This is a genomic window from Pseudomonas sp. (assembly GCF_030150285.1).
Classification (GTDB): Bacteria; Pseudomonadota; Gammaproteobacteria; order Pseudomonadales; family Pseudomonadaceae; genus Aquipseudomonas.
Genome location: NZ_JASLGE010000077.1, coordinates 1 through 15,530 on the forward strand (window position 1 = coordinate 1; position 15,530 = coordinate 15,530).

10 protein-coding genes and 1 pseudogene are annotated in these 15,530 nt (G+C 59.0%); 3 read left to right on the forward strand and 8 right to left on the reverse strand.

The window, feature by feature from the left end; genetic code table 11:
• Nucleotides 1-253: 253 nt before the first annotated feature.
• The 5 genes and pseudogenes from Q1W15_RS17505 to Q1W15_RS17525 form a co-directional block, all read right to left on the reverse strand.
• Nucleotides 254-430, reverse strand: a pseudogene (locus tag Q1W15_RS17505) (ISL3 family transposase); the annotation flags it as partial.
• An 88-nt stretch (nucleotides 431-518) separates the two neighbouring features.
• Complete coding sequence (gene lon / locus Q1W15_RS17510) at nucleotides 519-2,939, reverse strand: endopeptidase La (protein ID WP_300730650.1); 2,421 nt, start codon at nucleotides 2,937-2,939, stop codon at nucleotides 519-521.
• A 188-nt stretch (nucleotides 2,940-3,127) separates the two neighbouring features.
• Nucleotides 3,128-5,545 (reverse strand): glucose/quinate/shikimate family membrane-bound PQQ-dependent dehydrogenase, encoded by a 2,418-nt coding sequence (locus Q1W15_RS17515; protein ID WP_300730651.1) that lies wholly within the window; start codon nucleotides 5,543-5,545, stop codon nucleotides 3,128-3,130.
• 86 nt (nucleotides 5,546-5,631) lie between these two features.
• Nucleotides 5,632-7,014 (reverse strand): carbohydrate porin, encoded by a 1,383-nt coding sequence (locus Q1W15_RS17520; protein WP_300730652.1) that lies wholly within the window; start codon nucleotides 7,012-7,014, stop codon nucleotides 5,632-5,634.
• Nucleotides 7,015-7,369: 355 nt separating this feature from the next.
• Nucleotides 7,370-9,409: a TonB-dependent receptor gene (locus Q1W15_RS17525; protein ID WP_300730653.1), complete on the reverse strand. Its 2,040-nt coding sequence runs from the start codon at nucleotides 9,407-9,409 to the stop codon at nucleotides 7,370-7,372.
• Between the two features lie 216 nt (nucleotides 9,410-9,625).
• Here Q1W15_RS17525 and Q1W15_RS17530 point away from each other — a divergent pair, with 216 nt between their 5' ends.
• Nucleotides 9,626-9,856: a VF530 family protein gene (locus Q1W15_RS17530; RefSeq protein ID WP_300730654.1), complete on the forward strand. Its 231-nt coding sequence runs from the start codon at nucleotides 9,626-9,628 to the stop codon at nucleotides 9,854-9,856.
• A gap of 7 nt (nucleotides 9,857-9,863) precedes the next feature.
• A complete protein-coding gene (locus Q1W15_RS17535; RefSeq protein WP_300730655.1) occupies nucleotides 9,864-10,505 on the forward strand; it encodes a Pr6Pr family membrane protein in 642 nt (213 codons plus the stop codon).
• Nucleotides 10,506-11,093: 588 nt separating this feature from the next.
• Here Q1W15_RS17535 and Q1W15_RS17540 read toward each other — a convergent pair.
• Nucleotides 11,094-11,879, reverse strand: coding sequence for a siderophore-interacting protein (locus Q1W15_RS17540; protein ID WP_300730656.1), 786 nt, complete (start codon nucleotides 11,877-11,879; stop codon nucleotides 11,094-11,096).
• A complete protein-coding gene (locus tag Q1W15_RS17545; protein WP_300730657.1) occupies nucleotides 11,876-12,451 on the reverse strand; it encodes a PadR family transcriptional regulator in 576 nt (191 codons plus the stop codon). The genes Q1W15_RS17540 and Q1W15_RS17545 overlap by 4 nt, the downstream gene beginning before the upstream one ends.
• 413 nt (nucleotides 12,452-12,864) lie before the next feature.
• Here Q1W15_RS17545 and Q1W15_RS17550 point away from each other — a divergent pair, with 413 nt between their 5' ends.
• A complete protein-coding gene (locus Q1W15_RS17550) occupies nucleotides 12,865-14,283 on the forward strand; it encodes an amino acid permease (protein ID WP_300730658.1) in 1,419 nt (472 codons plus the stop codon).
• Nucleotides 14,284-14,341: 58 nt separating this feature from the next.
• Here Q1W15_RS17550 and Q1W15_RS17555 read toward each other — a convergent pair whose 3' ends face one another.
• Nucleotides 14,342-15,451 (reverse strand): OpgC family protein, encoded by a 1,110-nt coding sequence (locus Q1W15_RS17555; protein ID WP_300730731.1) that lies wholly within the window; start codon nucleotides 15,449-15,451, stop codon nucleotides 14,342-14,344.
• Nucleotides 15,452-15,530: the final 79 nt, after the last annotated feature.

Consider the following 15,530-nt stretch of genomic DNA (forward strand, 5'->3'; position numbering starts at 1 on the left):
AAATCGACAAGTTGAATGTTGAGCGCGCAAAGGCATAGGGGCGGGAGCCATTGTGCCCAGTAGCCAGGGGGAGTTGGCGGGGGAAAGAGTCTTAAAAAGGAGGACTACAATAATTAGAGAAAGAGCCTACGAAAACTTGTCAGCGCATGATGTAACAAGCTCTTTGACGCTCGATGCCAGGTTATTCGGCGATCAGGAGGAGGATAAGTTCAAGGTTCATCCAGGTGTCGCGCGGCGACCACAGCATGTTGAATTCGGCCTGGATAAAATAGACCGTCATCAACGGTTGGTGAGCGGCCAGCAGGTTCTGCGAGTTGCGTAATAACAACTATCGCGCCTGCTTTATGACCTTTCGAGCAGGCGTGTCATGGTGCAGACGATTTGCCTCCTTGGCACGGACACGTTCAATCACTTCTCGGGCATAGAACGCCGGTTTGTTAGATGTGTTTGCTCGCACGAACATCATCAGCCAAATCGGCGTTCTTGTTTACATGTTTCCCAAGATTACGTGATGGACCTCAAAAAAGCACTTTGGCCACATCGGTAAACCGCTTGGCGAAGTGGACGGTAATGCCTTCCTTCAAATAGTCGGGTAACTCTTCGAAGTGCCCCTGGTTGGCGTCCGGCAGGATCAATGTGTGAATTTTTTGCCGGCGCGCAGCGATGACTTTTTCACGCACGCCGCCGATCGGCAGCACATGCCCGGTGAGGGTCAGTTCGCCGGTCATGGCGATGCCTTTTTTCGGCGGCTGGTTACGCGCCAGCGACAGCAAGGCGCTGGCCATGGTCACGCCCGCGCTGGGGCCGTCTTTGGGGGTTGCGCCTTCCGGCACATGCAGGTGCACAAAGGCTTCGTCAAAGAACTTGGGGTCGCCGCCAAACTGTTTGAGGTGCGAGCTGATGTAACTGTAGGCGATTTCAGCTGACTCCTTCATCACCTCGCCCAATTGCCCGGTCAGCTTGAAACCGCGGTTAAGCGTGTGGATGCGGGTCGCTTCAATCGGCAAGGTCGCACCGCCCATACTGGTCCAGGCCAGGCCGGTGATAACCCCGGTACCGCTGATGACCTGTTCGTTACGGAACACGGGCATGCCCAGCGAAGACTCGAGGTCTTTAGGGCCTATCTTGATCACGGCCTTGGGGTCGTCCAACAGCTTGACCACAGCTTTGCGCACCAGTTTGCCCAACTGTTTTTCGAGCTGACGCACCCCGGCTTCACGGGCATAGCCGTCGATCACGGCGCGCAGGGCGCTGTCGCTGATGGTCAGGTTGGTTTTCGACACGCCTGCTTTGTCCAATTGCTTGGGCCATAAGTGGCGCTTGGCAATGGCGACTTTTTCTTCCGTGATGTAGCCCGACAGGCGAATGACTTCCATGCGGTCGAGCAACGGGCCGGGGATCGAGTCCAGGGTGTTGGCGGTGCACACAAACAGCACTTTGGACAGGTCCAGGCGCAAGTCCAGGTAGTGGTCGAGGAAGTCGACGTTCTGTTCCGGGTCCAGGGTTTCGAGCAGCGCCGAGGCCGGGTCGCCCTGGAAGCTTTGGCCCATTTTGTCGATTTCGTCGAGCATGATCACCGGGTTCATCACTTCGACGTCTTTAAGCGCCTGCACCAGCTTGCCCGGCTGAGCACCGATGTACGTGCGGCGATGGCCCTTGATTTCGGCCTCGTCGCGCATACCGCCTACGCTGAAACGGTAGAACGGGCGGCCCAGGGATTCGGCAATGGATTTGCCGACGCTGGTTTTACCCACGCCCGGCGGGCCCACCAACAGCACAATCGAGCCGCTGACCGAGCCTTTGTAGGCCCCTACGGCGAGGAATTCGAGAATGCGGTCTTTAATGTCATCGAGGCCCGCATGGTGGGCGTCGAGTACTTTGCGCGCATGCTTGAGGTCCAGTTTGTCCTCGCCCAACACGCCCCAGGGCACTGAAGACGCCCAGTCAAGGTAGTTGCGCGTCACCGCGTATTCAGGCGACCCGGTTTCAAGGATCGACAGTTTGTTCAGTTCCTCATCGATGCGCTTGCGGGCCTGGGCGGGCAGGGTTTTGCCTTCCAGACGCTGCTGGAACTGTTCGATATCCGCGCTGCGGTCATCCTTGGTCAGCCCCAGTTCCTGCTGGATCACCTTGAGCTGTTCTTTAAGAAAGAACTCGCGCTGGTGCTCACCGATCTTGAGGTTGACCTCGGCCGAAATTTCCTTTTGCAGGCGCGCCACTTCGACTTCCTTGCGCAGCATCGGCAAGACTTTTTCCATGCGCTTGAGCATGGGCACGCAGTCGAGCACTTCTTGCAATTCGTTGCCGGTGGCCGACGTCAGGGCCGCCGCAAAGTCGGTGAGGGGCGATGGATCGTTGGGGCTGAAGCGGTTGAGGTAGTTTTTCAGTTCTTCGCTGTACAACGGATTAAGCGGCAGCAGCTCCTTGATCGCATTGATCAGCGCCATGCCGTAGGCCTTCACCTCGTCGGTGGGCTCGCGGAATTCTTTCGGGTATTCGACTTCCACCAGGTACGGCGGGCGATGGTGCTTGAGCCAGGTGCTGATGCGCACGCGGGTCAGGCCTTGGGCCACAAATTGCAATTTGCCGTTTTCGCGGCTCGCGTGATGCACTTTCACCAGCGTGCCGTATTCCGGCAAGCTGTTGGTGTCGAAGTGGCGTGGGTCTTCGGTGGGCGTGTCGACAAAAAAAAGCGCCAGCGAGTGATGAGGCGACTTGCTGACCAGGTCGAGGGTTTCGGCCCAGGGTTCTTCGTTGACGATCACCGGCAGTACTTGCGCCGGGAAGAACGGCCGATTGTGGATTGGAATGATGTACACCTTGCCCGGCAGATTCTGGCCGGGCAGCGCCAATTCGGTCCCTCCCGAGTGTTCGAACTCGGTCGGTTCAACGTCGGATAGCTCAGCGGTGTTGTCCGCAAGATCTTGCTGGTCGCTCATGGGGGCACCTGCACAATGGGATATGAAACTTAGATGGGGCGTGGTGGCGGTGGTTTCAATGGTGAAGCGACTTTCATCCTGGTGTCAGGTGCCGCGATCGCACCAGCGCGTGTGGCTGAACCTGTTAAGCGCACAAAAAAAGGCGGCTATCCGAAGATAGCCGCCTTTTTCAAACCGTGCGGTAACGTTTACTCGGCCAGTTTGAACGCCATGATGTAGTCACCTTTTTGGGTGCCCAGGCCACCGTGACCGCCCGCCATGACGACCACGTACTGGGTGCCGTCTTTGCCGGTGTAGGTCATTGGGGTGGCTTGACCGCCTGCTGGCAGACGACCTTCCCACAGCACTTTGCCGTTGCTGACGTCGTAAGCGCGCAGGTACTGGTCGAGGGTGCCGCTCAAGAACGCAACGCCACCGGCCGTCGTGAACGTCCCGCCCAAGCTAGGAACGCCCATTGGCAGCGGGATCGGTACCGGTGAGCTGTCACGCACGGTGCCGTTTTTGTGTTTCCAGATCACGTTGTTGTTGGTCAGGTCGACCGCGGTAACGTAACCCCACGACGGTGCCTGGCAAGGCAGGCCAACCGGCGACAGCAGAGGCTCAAGGATCACGCCGTACGGAGCGCCCTTGTTCGGCTGCACGCCGGAGGTTTCGCCTTTACGCGGGCCCATGGCCGCCACGTCTGCCTGAGGCACCAGTTTGGACGTGAACGCCATGTAGCTCGGGTTCAGGAACGCTATTTGACGAACCGGGTCAACCGAGATGCCGCCCCAGTCAAACACACCGAAGTTGCCCGGGTAAACGATCGAACCTTGCAGCGATGGCGGCGTGTACATGCCGTCGTAACGCAGGGATTTGAAGTTGATCCGGCACAGCATTTGGTCAAATGGGGTCACACCCCACATGTCACGCTCGGTCAGTTGCGGCGGGATCAGGTTCAGGTCCGAACGCGGTTGGGTCGGTGCGGTATGGTCGCCTGCTACGGCACCGCTCGGTGCCGGCAGTTCACGGATCGGCACGATGTCTTCGCCATTACGACGGTCAACAACGTAGATGCTGCCTTGTTTGGTCGACGCCAGCAGCGCCGGTTTCACGCCGTCAGCCGTCTTCATGTCCATGAGGGTCGGTTGACCGCCCACGTCCATGTCCCACAGGTCATGGTGAGTGAACTGACGGTACCAACGAACTTTACCGGTGTTGATATCCAGAGCCGTCACGCCAGCGCTGTAACGCTCGGAATCTTCAGTGCGGTCGCCACCATATTGGTCAGGCATCTGGTTGCCCATCGGCAGGTAGAGCATGCCGAGGTCTTCGTCGACTGCGAACATCGACCACATGTTAGGCGAGTTACGGGTGTAGGTTTGGCCTTCGGCAATCGGCGTGGTGTCGTCCGGGTTGCCGCTGTCCCAGTTCCACACCAGCTTGCCGGTACGCACGTCATACGCACGGATCACGCCCGATGGCTCGTCAGTGGAAATGTTGTCGGTGACGTGGCCACCAATCACCACCAGGTCTTTGGTCACGGCAGGGGGGGACGTGGAGTAGTAGCCGCCCGGTGCAAAGTTACCGATGTTGTGGCGCAGGTCGACCGAGCCGTGGTCACCGAAGTCTTCGCAGACTTTACCGGTGTCGGCATTGATGGCAATCAGGCGGGTGTCGGCGGTTGGCAGGAACAGACGACGCGGGCATGCATTGCTCGACGTGACGGCAGCCGGCTCGGCAGCGCTGTGTTCAGTGCTGGCTTTGGCGTAGGCATTTTCGTCGTGATAGCTCACGCCGCGGCAGGTCATGTGCGCCCAGCCTTTGAAGTTGGCAGCATTTTGCGTGCTGATCTTCGGGTCGTAGCGCCAGATTTCCTTGCCGCTGTCCGGGTCAAGGGCAATCACCTGGCTGTGCGGCGTGCACACATAGAGCATGCCGTTGACTTTCAGCGGGGTGTTTTCGGCGGTGGTTTCGCCCGGGTCGCCTTCACCCGGGATGTCACCGGTGCGGAATGTCCAGGCTGGAACCAGCGTGTGGGCATTTTCAGGGGTGATTTCTTTCAGCGGCGAATAGCGATCGCCATAACCGGTACGCCCGTAGGACTGCCAGTCACCGTCCGGCATGGCCGGTGCGGTGTTGGTCATGCCCGGTACGGCATCACGGTCCAGTTGGCCCTTGATTTCGCCGGGGTGGGTGAACTGGCTAGCCAGTGCAGCTGCGCCAGCCAGCACAACGGCCACACTCAGTACACCAGTCGCGAGCGGGGCCGATTGGCCGCGCAGCACAGGGCGACGAAACCATGGCAGCAACAGGACGATACCGATGGCAAACCATAGCGCCAGACGCGGCACCAATTGCCACCAGTCCAGGCCAACTTCCATCAGGGCCCACACGGTGCTGGCAAACAGCACCAGCGCGTAAAGGCCCAGGGCGGCAGGGCGCCGAGCTATCAGCAATGCGCCCGACAGGCCAAAGCCGATACCGGCCAGCAGGTAGTACCAGGCCCCGCCCAATGTGACCAGCTTGATACCCCCGATCACCATGGCCAGGCCCATTAACACCAGCAGGATACCGAGCAAGGTCGGCAGCACGCGGCTTCTACTCAAAGCACCATCAGTGCTCATAGTGAGGTTCTCCGTGAAAACAAGTTTTAGTAGGTAGCGGTTAGCTTCAAGCTGCAAGCGTGTGGCTTGAAGCTTGAAGCGCTCGGTCAGAACGAACTTTGAATTTTCAGACCGCCGATCAGCGCGTCATCCAGTTGGCTCACGCCCCCCGGGTGGCGGATGTATTGCAGGTTTGGTCGAACGGTCAGCCAATTCGTGACCTGTACGCCGTAGTACAACTCAGCGCTGTATTCGGTGTCCTGAGGTGGCAGGTAGTTCGGGTTATCGAAATCGTAAAGGGCGCGGGCCTGATTGCTGGCCTCGGCGTTTTTGCGGTAAGCGGGGTTGACGTGCACCCGGGCCATGGCGAAGCCGATGTCGTCCTTGGCGCGCGAATCGAACACCCCTTTGTACACGATGCCTGCCTGGACATAGTGGTCGATGGGGTTGGTCTTTTTGTCATGCACGGTGGCATTGGCGAACACACTCAAGCCCCTCGACGTGTCGCTGGCGCGGGTGGTGAGTTGCTGTTGCACGCCCAACCACATGCCGTGTTTGCTTGAGCTGCTGCGATAGGCTTCACCGCTCAAGGCGGCCGGCTGGCCATGGGTGTCTTTGTACACGTCGCTGGCCTTGGCGCTGCTGTAGTAATACCCCGCTCGGTATTCGCCCGGCAGGCCGTTTACCTTCGGTGTCCACACCAGTTCAACGGGCAACACCGCACCTTGGGTGCCGCTGCCGCTGAGCTTGAAGCCGTTACCGCGATCCAGGTTGGACGGGTTCTGCTCATAGGCACCGATCTGTGCATACAGCTCTGGCGTCAGGTGGTACTTGACTCGCAGCGCCCATTGGCTAACCGGCCAGTTGTACCAGATGCTGCCCGCCCAGTTACCGACCTGCGAACCGCAAAATGCCAGGTTCTGGAAGTCACACGGGAAGCTGTTGAAGTCTTCGCCTTGACCAAAACGACCGGCCTTGATGTCGAGCTTCTGGTCGAAGAATTTTTGCTGGTACCACATTTGCGTCAGGCGCGTGGTCTGGCCACGGCCCCAGACTTCCTGGGCCGAGGTGAAGCCACCTACGCGCGGGTCGTTGATGCGGTCATTGCTGATGTTGTTGCCGCTGCGCTGGGTAATCGTCAGTTTGAACTCAGCATCGTGCCAGCCCAGAATTTTTTGCAGGTCCAGGTGCGTGCCCAGGCCGAACTGGTCGCTGTAGCGGGCTGTACGATCGTGGTCATAGCCGCCGCGCAGGTTCGAGCCCACTTCGCCCACGTAGTCGAGTGAAAACCCATAGCCCTGTTTGGCCAGCTCGGTACGGGTGCCGCCCCAATCGCCGAGCATCCACGGTGATTCACGGTCAAAGGCGGGCGTGGCGTGTGCGCACGTAGCCAGACCGAGGGCGGTCATGCCGCCAAGCAATGCCAGGGTTTTTTGCCCGGCCATAGGAAGCAGCGCGCGCGGTGCGTGCAAGTTCAGGAATGTAGACATAGGTTGAGGTGTGAGTCTTTATGGGTATGGCTGTACGGGGGTAGCGCTGTCTAGTAAGGCAGGGCCAGGTTTTGGCATTCAGGGTTGGATGAAACGTTTCAGCCCCTAATGCGCAAATGATAGAGCTCTGAAACGTTTAGAAACAGCGCTTTAAATGACAAGGTTCATTTCAGAATGGGTAACAGTGGCCTGCGACCGTTCGTCTCAGAGGCTTTTTGCCTCACGTTCGCCGGTGTTTGCGGGAAATAAGAGCGGGAAGGGAGATTGAAAAAATTGTAGGCGCGCGCTTGCTTGCGATCTTTTGCTCGTTAAAAAGATCGCGAACACGCGCGCGCCTACCTGAGTATTGCGGGTTTTAGAACGTGGTGCGCAGGCCTACTTCAACGCTGCGACCCGGTGCTGGAGCGATGTCGCGCAAGATCGAGCTGGCATAACGCACGGTCTGGTCGGTCAGGTTGTCGCCTTTGACGAAGGCTAGCCACTGACTGCCGCCGACATTGAAGGTGTACCCGGCGCTCGCACCCAGCGTGGTGTAGCCCTGGGTGCCCGATTCGTTGGCCGGTACGCGGCCTTGGTTGCTGGCGTGTTCAACATCGACCCGCGCTTGCCAGCGATTGAGTTCCCACAGCACACCGCTGCTCAGGCGCAACGGAGCAATACGTGGCAAGGCTTCGCCCGAGTCGAGGTTGGTGGCGCGGGTGTAGTCGCCCGACAGCTCAAGCGCGAATTTGCCGTAGGCACCTTCGCCCAGCTTCCAGTGATCTTTGGCTTCGAACCCTACGAAGCGTGCGCGCACGCCCGAGTAGGTGTATTCCGGTATGCCGTCTGCCTCCAACTCACCTTCATCATTGAGCGTGCGACCTGTGCCCAGCAGGCCGATGTAATTGGAAAAATGGCTGTAGAACACACCCACGCTGCCGTTGTGGGTGCCATTGTCAAAGCGCAAAGCCAGGTCGCTCGACACGGCTTTTTCTTTCGACAGGTTAGGGTTACCCAGCTCGTAAGTGCCGGTGGCAACGTGCGCGCCGTTGGCATACAACTCGTAGAAGGTCGGCGCACGTTCGGTGTAACCCAGCGTCGCGGCCAGCGACCAGATCGGCGTCAGGGTGAAGACCGCGCCAGAAGACAAGCTGCCCGCCGTGAAGCGCTTGGCGTTGTCGGCCGCTTCGAAGCGCTCTTTGCCCTTGGCATTCGGGTCAACCACGGTGTGTTCCAGGCGCCCGCCCAGGCTCAGCGTGAGTCGCTCAGTGGCTTGCAACTCTTCAAGAATAAACAGCGCACCCGTGGTGGTGTCGGTTTGCGGCACGAAGGCTTCTTCACCGAGGGCTGAAAACTCGTTGCGGTTCACTTGCGCGCCAATCACCCCGTTCAGTGGGCCAATCGGCACATGACGCGCTTCAACCCGCGCCTCGTAACCTTTGTTCTTGAACGTGGTGCCGACTTCGCCGCCTTCGATCTCGCGGTGTTCGTAGTCGGTGTAGCCGGCGTTCAGTTTGAGCGAGCTGAACGGCCCTTGCAGGTTGCGGATCTCCGAAGCGAAGGCGTAGTGATCTTGCTTCATGCGGATGCGCACGTCGTCTTCGGCAGGGGAACCGTAGTTGGCGTCGTATTGGCTGTAGGAGACGCCCGCGTAGCCGTCGTCCCATGTGTAGGAACCGCCAACCGCGCCGCCGTCCTGACGGCCACTGCTGTTACTCAGGCGGCCTTTCTTTTGATCGCTGTCGTCTTCGCTTTCGGGAGCGTGACGGTCGCGGGCGTAACCCGGGATTTTCAGGTCGTTGAATGTGCGAGCGTTGGCATCCAGGTGCAAGGCGAACGTGCCATCACCGGCTTCCAGTTTGCCTGCGCTGCTGCGCGTGGTGTCGGCACCGCCATAACGTAATTCGCCTGCGCCCTGAATACCGTTGATGGCTTCGGTCGGGATGCGGTTGTCGAAGGTGTTGACCACGCCACCCATGGCATTGCCGCCGTAGAGCAGGGCGGCCGGGCCGCGTACGATTTCGATGCGTTCAACGTTGACCGGGTCCAGCGGTACGGCGTGGTCATAGGACAGCGACGAGGCGTCCAGTGCGCCCACGCCGTTGCGCAAGATACGAATACGGTCGCCATCAAGCCCGCGAATAATCGGTCGGCTGGCGCCTGGGCCGAAGTAGGACGATGACACGCCGGGCTGCTTGTTAAGGGTTTCTCCGAGGCTGCCTTGTTGCAGCAGCGTCAGGTCATCGCCCTCCAGCACGCTGGTCGGTGACGCCAGTTGGCTGCTGCCCAGCGGGTTGCCGGTAATGACTTGGGGTTGCAGTTCAAGGGCGTAAACCGGTGAAGTCATCAGCAGCGCAGTGGCGAGCGGAGTCAGGCGCAGACGCCGTAAGGGTTGTGGGAAAACGCGGGATGGCATTGCAGGTTCCTTGGCAAGGGAGAGAAGCGTTGGCGCTGAGCGCTCTAGAAATGGAATGTATTAGTTACACTATAACATTTCATTTGATTGCGCCAAGCGGAACTTCATCGAATGCCGCAGGTCACCCGCCGATACAACCGGCGGCAAATGACTTCCCCCTGAGCAGGGGCTCGGCTAATGTGCGCGGCTTTCCCTCTTCTGTTTTAAAGGCTTGGCATGACTGAACCCACCCACAACGCTTTGCATGGCGTGACGCTGGAACACATCCTCACGGCGCTGGTGGCGCACTACACGTGGGAAGGCCTGGCTGAACGGATTGATATTCGTTGCTTCAAAAGCGACCCGAGCATCAAGTCGAGCCTGACCTTTCTGCGAAAAACGCCGTGGGCGCGGGAAAAGGTCGAGAAGCTCTACGTGAAATACGCCCGTACCAAGCGCGAGCTTTGACCCCTTGATGAGTGCCACGCTCAAGCAACGGCTGTGCGCGCTGATGGCGCTGTTGGGGTGGAGCGGCCTGGCGATTCAGCTAGACCTGATGCTGTTCGCCCGCTGGACCTCGGGCGCGAGCCTGCTGGGCGGGTTGGTGAATTACTTCAGTTTTTTCACCGTGCTAACCAACACCTTGGTCGCCACCGTATTGACCTGCGCCGCCCTCTCGCAGGACTCAAACGCCCGGAGGTTTTTCTTGCAGCCGTGGGTCACCAGCGGTATTGGCGTGAGCATCATCGTGGTGGGGGCGGCCTACAGCCTGCTGTTGCGTGGCCTTTGGCAACCTCAGGGGCTGCAATGGCTGGCCAATGAACTGTTACACGACGTCATGCCGGTGCTGTTCACCCTGTATTGGTGGTTTTGCGTGCCCAAAGGTACGTTGCGCCTGGGCCATATCGCGGTGTGGGCGTTGTACCCAATTGTGTACTTTGCGTATTTGCTATGGCGTGGGCATGCGCTGGGCCTGTACCCGTACCCGTTTATTGATGTCAACAAACTGGGGTATGCGCAAACGTTTGTGAATGCGCTCGGGATTCTGGCGGGGTTTGTTGCGGTGGCGCTGTTGGTGGTGGGGATCGACCGCTGGCGCGGGCGGCCAAACGCCTAAACCTGTGTAGGAACGAGCTTGCTCGTGATCTTTTGATCTGGCTTTTGATCTAAAGGGCCCCCTTGAGCCACGCGGGTCTCGCGCCGGTTTTGCGCAGAGGTTAACCCGGCAGGACGCCGGGTTAGCCGCGACACGGCCAGGGACGGCCGATCGCGGCGTAAAGCCGGAACCTTAAGTGGCCGTGACCGCAGCAATGGATCGGGTTGCTGAACGACAGCGCGGTTGTCATTGAGCTTTTAAAAATCAAAAGATCGCGAGCAAGCTCGCTCCTACAGAGCATGCTTTTGATCTGGCTTTTGATCTAAAGGGCCCCCTTGGGCCACGCGGGTCTCGCGCCGGTTTTACGCAGCGAGGCCACGAAGCAAGACCTGTAGGAACGAGCTTGCTCGTGATCTTTTGATCTTGCTTTTGATCCAAGGGCCCTCTTAAACCACGCTGGCCTCTTATAGAACAAACGCTAAGTCATTGATCCTGAGCATGAATTTTTTACTCATTTTTAGGTATCTATCAATGCGGCGTACCCCCAGTTCTTTGCGCGACAGCGCGGCGTCGAAGACGGGGCCCCTCCTACGCAAAGAACGCAAGGTTTTACGCTTGCGGGCTGTCGTCCAGGCGCCAGTAGCCAACGGCTTTGACGAGTTCTTCGTTCAGGCCATGGGTGTTGAGCAAGATGCGGCGGACCTTGCGCGACAGCGCGGTTTCGGTCGCGACCCAGGTGTACAGCTCGCCTTCAGGAATGCTCAGATCCTGCACTGTTTTCAGCAGTTTCTCGGCGTTTGCATCACGATGCACCCAAATCACTTCAACCGTTGCAGCGCTGTCCAGTGGCTGCTCTTCGCGTGCGCTTTCTACTTCGATGACCACTAACGCCCGGCGATTGGCTGGCAACTCTTCGAGGCGGCGGGCAATGGCCGGCAGGGCGGTTTCGTCGCCGATCAGCAGGTAGCTGTCGAAGCTATCCGGCACGATCATCGAGCCACGAGGGCCGCCGATGTGCAGACACTGGCCGGGGTTGGCCTGTGCAGCCCAGGTCGAGGCAGGGCCGTCGCCGTGCAAGACAAAATCCAGCTCCAGTTCCAGCGTGTCCAGGTCATAGCGCCGTGGTGTGTAGTCGCGCATGGGCGGCATCACTTTATTTTTGATCCCGGCGCTCAGCTCCACGTTTTCCAGCGCGGCGTGTTCTTCAGCACTCTGCGGGAAAAACAGCTTTACGTGGTCATCGCTGCCCAGGCTGATAAAACCGGCCAACTCGGGGCCGCCCACCGTGATGCGGCGCATGCGCGGGGTCAGGTCGACCACGCGCAGCACCTGCAGTGTGCGACGTTTGATTTCATGCATGACGCGGTGAATGGTGTGGGCGTTAGCAGTGTTCATTCAGCGTTCTCCTGCGCGGGCTGGGCAGTAACAGGGCCATCGACGATGGCTTTGGCGGTGGTGTTGAGCAGGTCCCGTACCCGGGCGATTTCTGCCGGGTTCCAGCGCCCGTGGTGCATGTGCAAGGCGTGGCGCAGGTTATGCACCGCCTCATGAATTTCGGCGGGGCGATCATGGCCGCGCAAAGAGCGTTTGCTGACGTCCATGCGCATGCGCACGCCGTCCAGGGCGATGGCTTGATCAATCAGGGACTGACGACCGGCGTCGGTCACGCTGTAGCGTTTCTTCCCGCCCTTGGCGTCGCCTTCAATCAGCTCGCTTTCTTCCAGAAAGGTCAGGGTGGGGTAGATCACGCCAGGGCTTGGGCTGTAGGCACCTTCGAACATGCCTTCGATCTGGCGGATCAGGTCGTAGCCATGGCAAGGCTGCTCGGCAACCAGGGCCAGCAGCAGTAATTTCAGATCGCCGGGGGCAAATACCCGCGGGCCTCGGCCGCCACGTTGGCCGGCACGTTTTTCAAAACCGTCTTGACCGACATTGTGTTCGCGGTGGGGGTGATGATGCTCTCTCATTATCTTCGTCCTCTGTGTGTGCGAAGTAACTTAAGATATATCTTAAGAGTGTGCAAATAGAATTGACGAACGGTAATTGCTCTCATCTTCTCCAGCGTGGCCGGGAGTGTGGGGGTTGAGGCAAAACCGGGGCAGCTGCGCAGGCCATCGCCGCCTGCTGCAGCGACTACAGATTCCGTTGGTGCGCAAAGTGAGGGAATAGAGCCCTTGCCGGGGGGTAAATACGGCCTAGGTAGGGGCATGACTGTGCACCAACCCTGTGCAATACTCGCCGCCGATCTCAGCAGGGCAACTCCCTTTCGACCCATCAACCTACAAGGTCAGGGCCGGTCGTGAGGAAAGTCGGGTAACCCACCGGCTTTGCAGAGCGCCTTGTTGAAGCACATCCAATAACAATACGAGGTTGTACTTTTATGCCAGTCGGCAACCACTCGCCCCAAGGCGACACCGCACAAGGCGGCCCGCTTAAACGCGAACTGGGCGAACGTCATATTCGCTTGATGGCACTGGGTGCCTGTATCGGCGTAGGCCTGTTTCTGGGGTCGGCCAAAGCGATCGAAATGGCAGGCCCTGCCATCATGGTGTCTTACATCCTCGGTGGCCTGGCCATCTTGGTGATCATGCGGGCCCTCGGCGAAATGGCCGTGCACAACCCGGTAGCGGGCTCTTTCAGCCGCTATGCCCAGGACTATCTTGGCCCGTTGGCGGGCTTCTTGACCGGCTGGAACTACTGGTTCCTGTGGCTGGTGACCTGTGTGGCCGAAATCACGGCCGTGGCGGTGTACATGGGCATCTGGTTCCCGGACGTACCCCGTTGGATCTGGGCCCTGGCGGCGCTGATCAGCATGGGCTCGATCAACCTGATCGCGGTCAAGGCGTTCGGTGAGTTCGAATTCTGGTTTGCCCTGATCAAGATCGTCACCATTATTGCGATGGTGCTGGGCGGCATTGGCATCATTGCGTTTGGCTTTGGCAATGACGGCGTGGCGCTGGGGGTATCCAACCTGTGGGCCCACGGCGGCTTTATGCCGAACGGGGTGACCGGCGTGTTGATGTCCCTGCAGATGGTGATGTTCGCCTACCTGGGTGTCGAGATGATCGGCCTGACCGCCGGTGAAGCCAAGAACCCGCAAAAGACCATCCCCAGCGCGATTGGCTCGGTGTTCTGGCGCATCCTGCTGTTCTACGTCGGTGCGTTGTTTGTGATCCTGTCGATTTACCCGTGGAACGAAATCGGCACACAGGGCAGCCCCTTCGTCATGACGTTTGAGCGTCTGGGCATCAAGACGGCGGCGGGTATTATCAACTTCGTGGTGATCACGGCGGCGCTGTCATCCTGCAACGGCGGTATTTTCAGCACCGGTCGCATGCTCTACAGCCTGGCGCAAAACGGTCAGGCCCCGGCCGGTTTCGGCACCACCTCGAAGAACGGTGTACCGCGAAAAGCGTTGCTGCTGTCGATCGCGATGCTGTTGTTGGGCGTGGTACTCAACTACCTGGCCCCAGAGAAAGTCTTTGTGTGGGTAACGGCGATTGCGACTTTTGGTGCGATCTGGACCTGGCTGATGATTTTGCTGGCGCAGTTGCGTTTTCGCAAAAACCTGAGCCCACAAGAAGCGGCAGCCCTGAAGTATCGCATTTGGTTGTACCCGTACAGTTCGTATGCCGCGCTGGCATTCCTGCTGCTGGTCGTCGGCCTGATGGCCTACTTCGAGGAAACCCGTGTGGCCCTGTTCGTAGGCCCGGCGTTTTTGATTTTGCTGACGGTGTTGTTCTACGTGTTCAAACTGTCGCCTAAAGATCAGACCGTAGCGTCGTCGTCTGCTCATTAAGGCCCGGTTCTAAAGCGCATATTGACCGGTAGGCGCGAACAAGCTCGCGCCTGCCACGTCATGTTTTGGTTGGCTGGCGCAGCCGTTTGTTCCAGTCCAGCCACGCGGCCAATACGGCCATGATCCCCACGCCCATCAAGGCGCTGAACAGCTTGATTATCAGCGTGTCACCGCCCAGCGCGTTCAGCATGTCGGCCAGCGGGGCCAGAATGACGCCCAGGCAAAACACTTCCAGCGAATAACGGCCCATGCGGCACGTTTGCCGCACCAGGGTGTTATTAAACCAGCCGCTGCGTGGCACCACTTTGGCGGCCACATAGGCCAGCGCCAGGAAGTGCAGCAGGCGGGCCGGCGAAAGGTTGGTTTTACTGATCGGGTACAGGTATTCGGCCACCAACGCTGGCATCAGCGCATCGTGAACCGACGGCCAGCGCCAGGACAAGGCAACCGCTCCCGTGACCAATAAATACAGCACTGCGCCGATAAAGATTGGCTGGCGGCGTAGCGGTGTGGTTTTAGGCACGGTTGGGCGTTGGCTGTAACACGCGGCAGCGCCGCCCAGAATAAACAGAAATTGCCAGGCAATCGGGTTAAAGAACCACACGCCGCCTTCCTGTGAAGCCAGGTTCCAGAAGGGGGCCGTCAAGTACAGCATTAAAGACACGGCCACCACGTATTCCGGTTTGCGCAGCATCATCGGTAAGACCAGCGGCAAGCCCAGCAGTAGCACGATATAGAGCGGTAACGGGTCCATCAGGTTGGGCTTGAAGCGCAGCAGCAACTCATCGGTCAGGGCTTGTTGCGGGTTGCTCAAGAAATACTGCATGCCCATTTCCTGCACCAGGTCACGGGTTTCAACGTGGCTGTTGGCATAGAACACAATGCCCATCAGCACCGCCAGCAAGAAGATATGCACCACATACAGCACCCAGGCGCGGCGCAGGATTTTGATGCTGGCAATCAGCAACCCCTCGCGTTGGGCAATTTTTCCGTAGGCCAGCACGGCGGCATAACCGGCCAGAAACACAAAAATTTCCGCCGCGTCACTGAAGCCGAAATTGCGCACAGTCAGGTCGCCCAGCGGGTTGTGCGGGATGTGGTCCCAGAAGATAAAAATCAGCGCCAGCCCTCGGAAAAAGTCGATGCGGTGGTCGCGTCCGTTAGTTATCACGGCGAATTCTCAAACTGAAGTTAATTAAGACTGACGCGCTTAACAGAAAGTGCGCGCCGCACATCGGCGGCGCGCA

Excerpts from the sequence above, each read along its gene's own strand:
- Q1W15_RS17550 (WP_300730658.1), top strand. The coding sequence starts at position 12,865 with ATGCCAGTCGGCAACCACTCGCCCCAAGGCGACACCGCACAAGGCGGC.
- Q1W15_RS17535 (WP_300730655.1), top strand. The coding sequence starts at position 9,864 with ATGAGTGCCACGCTCAAGCAACGGCTGTGCGCGCTGATGGCGCTGTTG.
- Q1W15_RS17545 (WP_300730657.1), bottom strand. The coding sequence starts at position 12,451 with ATGAGAGAGCATCATCACCCCCACCGCGAACACAATGTCGGTCAAGAC.
- Q1W15_RS17520 (WP_300730652.1), bottom strand. The coding sequence starts at position 7,014 with ATGTCTACATTCCTGAACTTGCACGCACCGCGCGCGCTGCTTCCTATG.
- Q1W15_RS17525 (WP_300730653.1), bottom strand. The coding sequence starts at position 9,409 with ATGCCATCCCGCGTTTTCCCACAACCCTTACGGCGTCTGCGCCTGACT.
- lon (WP_300730650.1), bottom strand. The coding sequence starts at position 2,939 with ATGAGCGACCAGCAAGATCTTGCGGACAACACCGCTGAGCTATCCGAC.
- Q1W15_RS17540 (WP_300730656.1), bottom strand. The coding sequence starts at position 11,879 with ATGAACACTGCTAACGCCCACACCATTCACCGCGTCATGCATGAAATC.
- Q1W15_RS17530 (WP_300730654.1), top strand. The coding sequence starts at position 9,626 with ATGACTGAACCCACCCACAACGCTTTGCATGGCGTGACGCTGGAACAC.
- Q1W15_RS17515 (WP_300730651.1), bottom strand. The coding sequence starts at position 5,545 with ATGAGCACTGATGGTGCTTTGAGTAGAAGCCGCGTGCTGCCGACCTTG.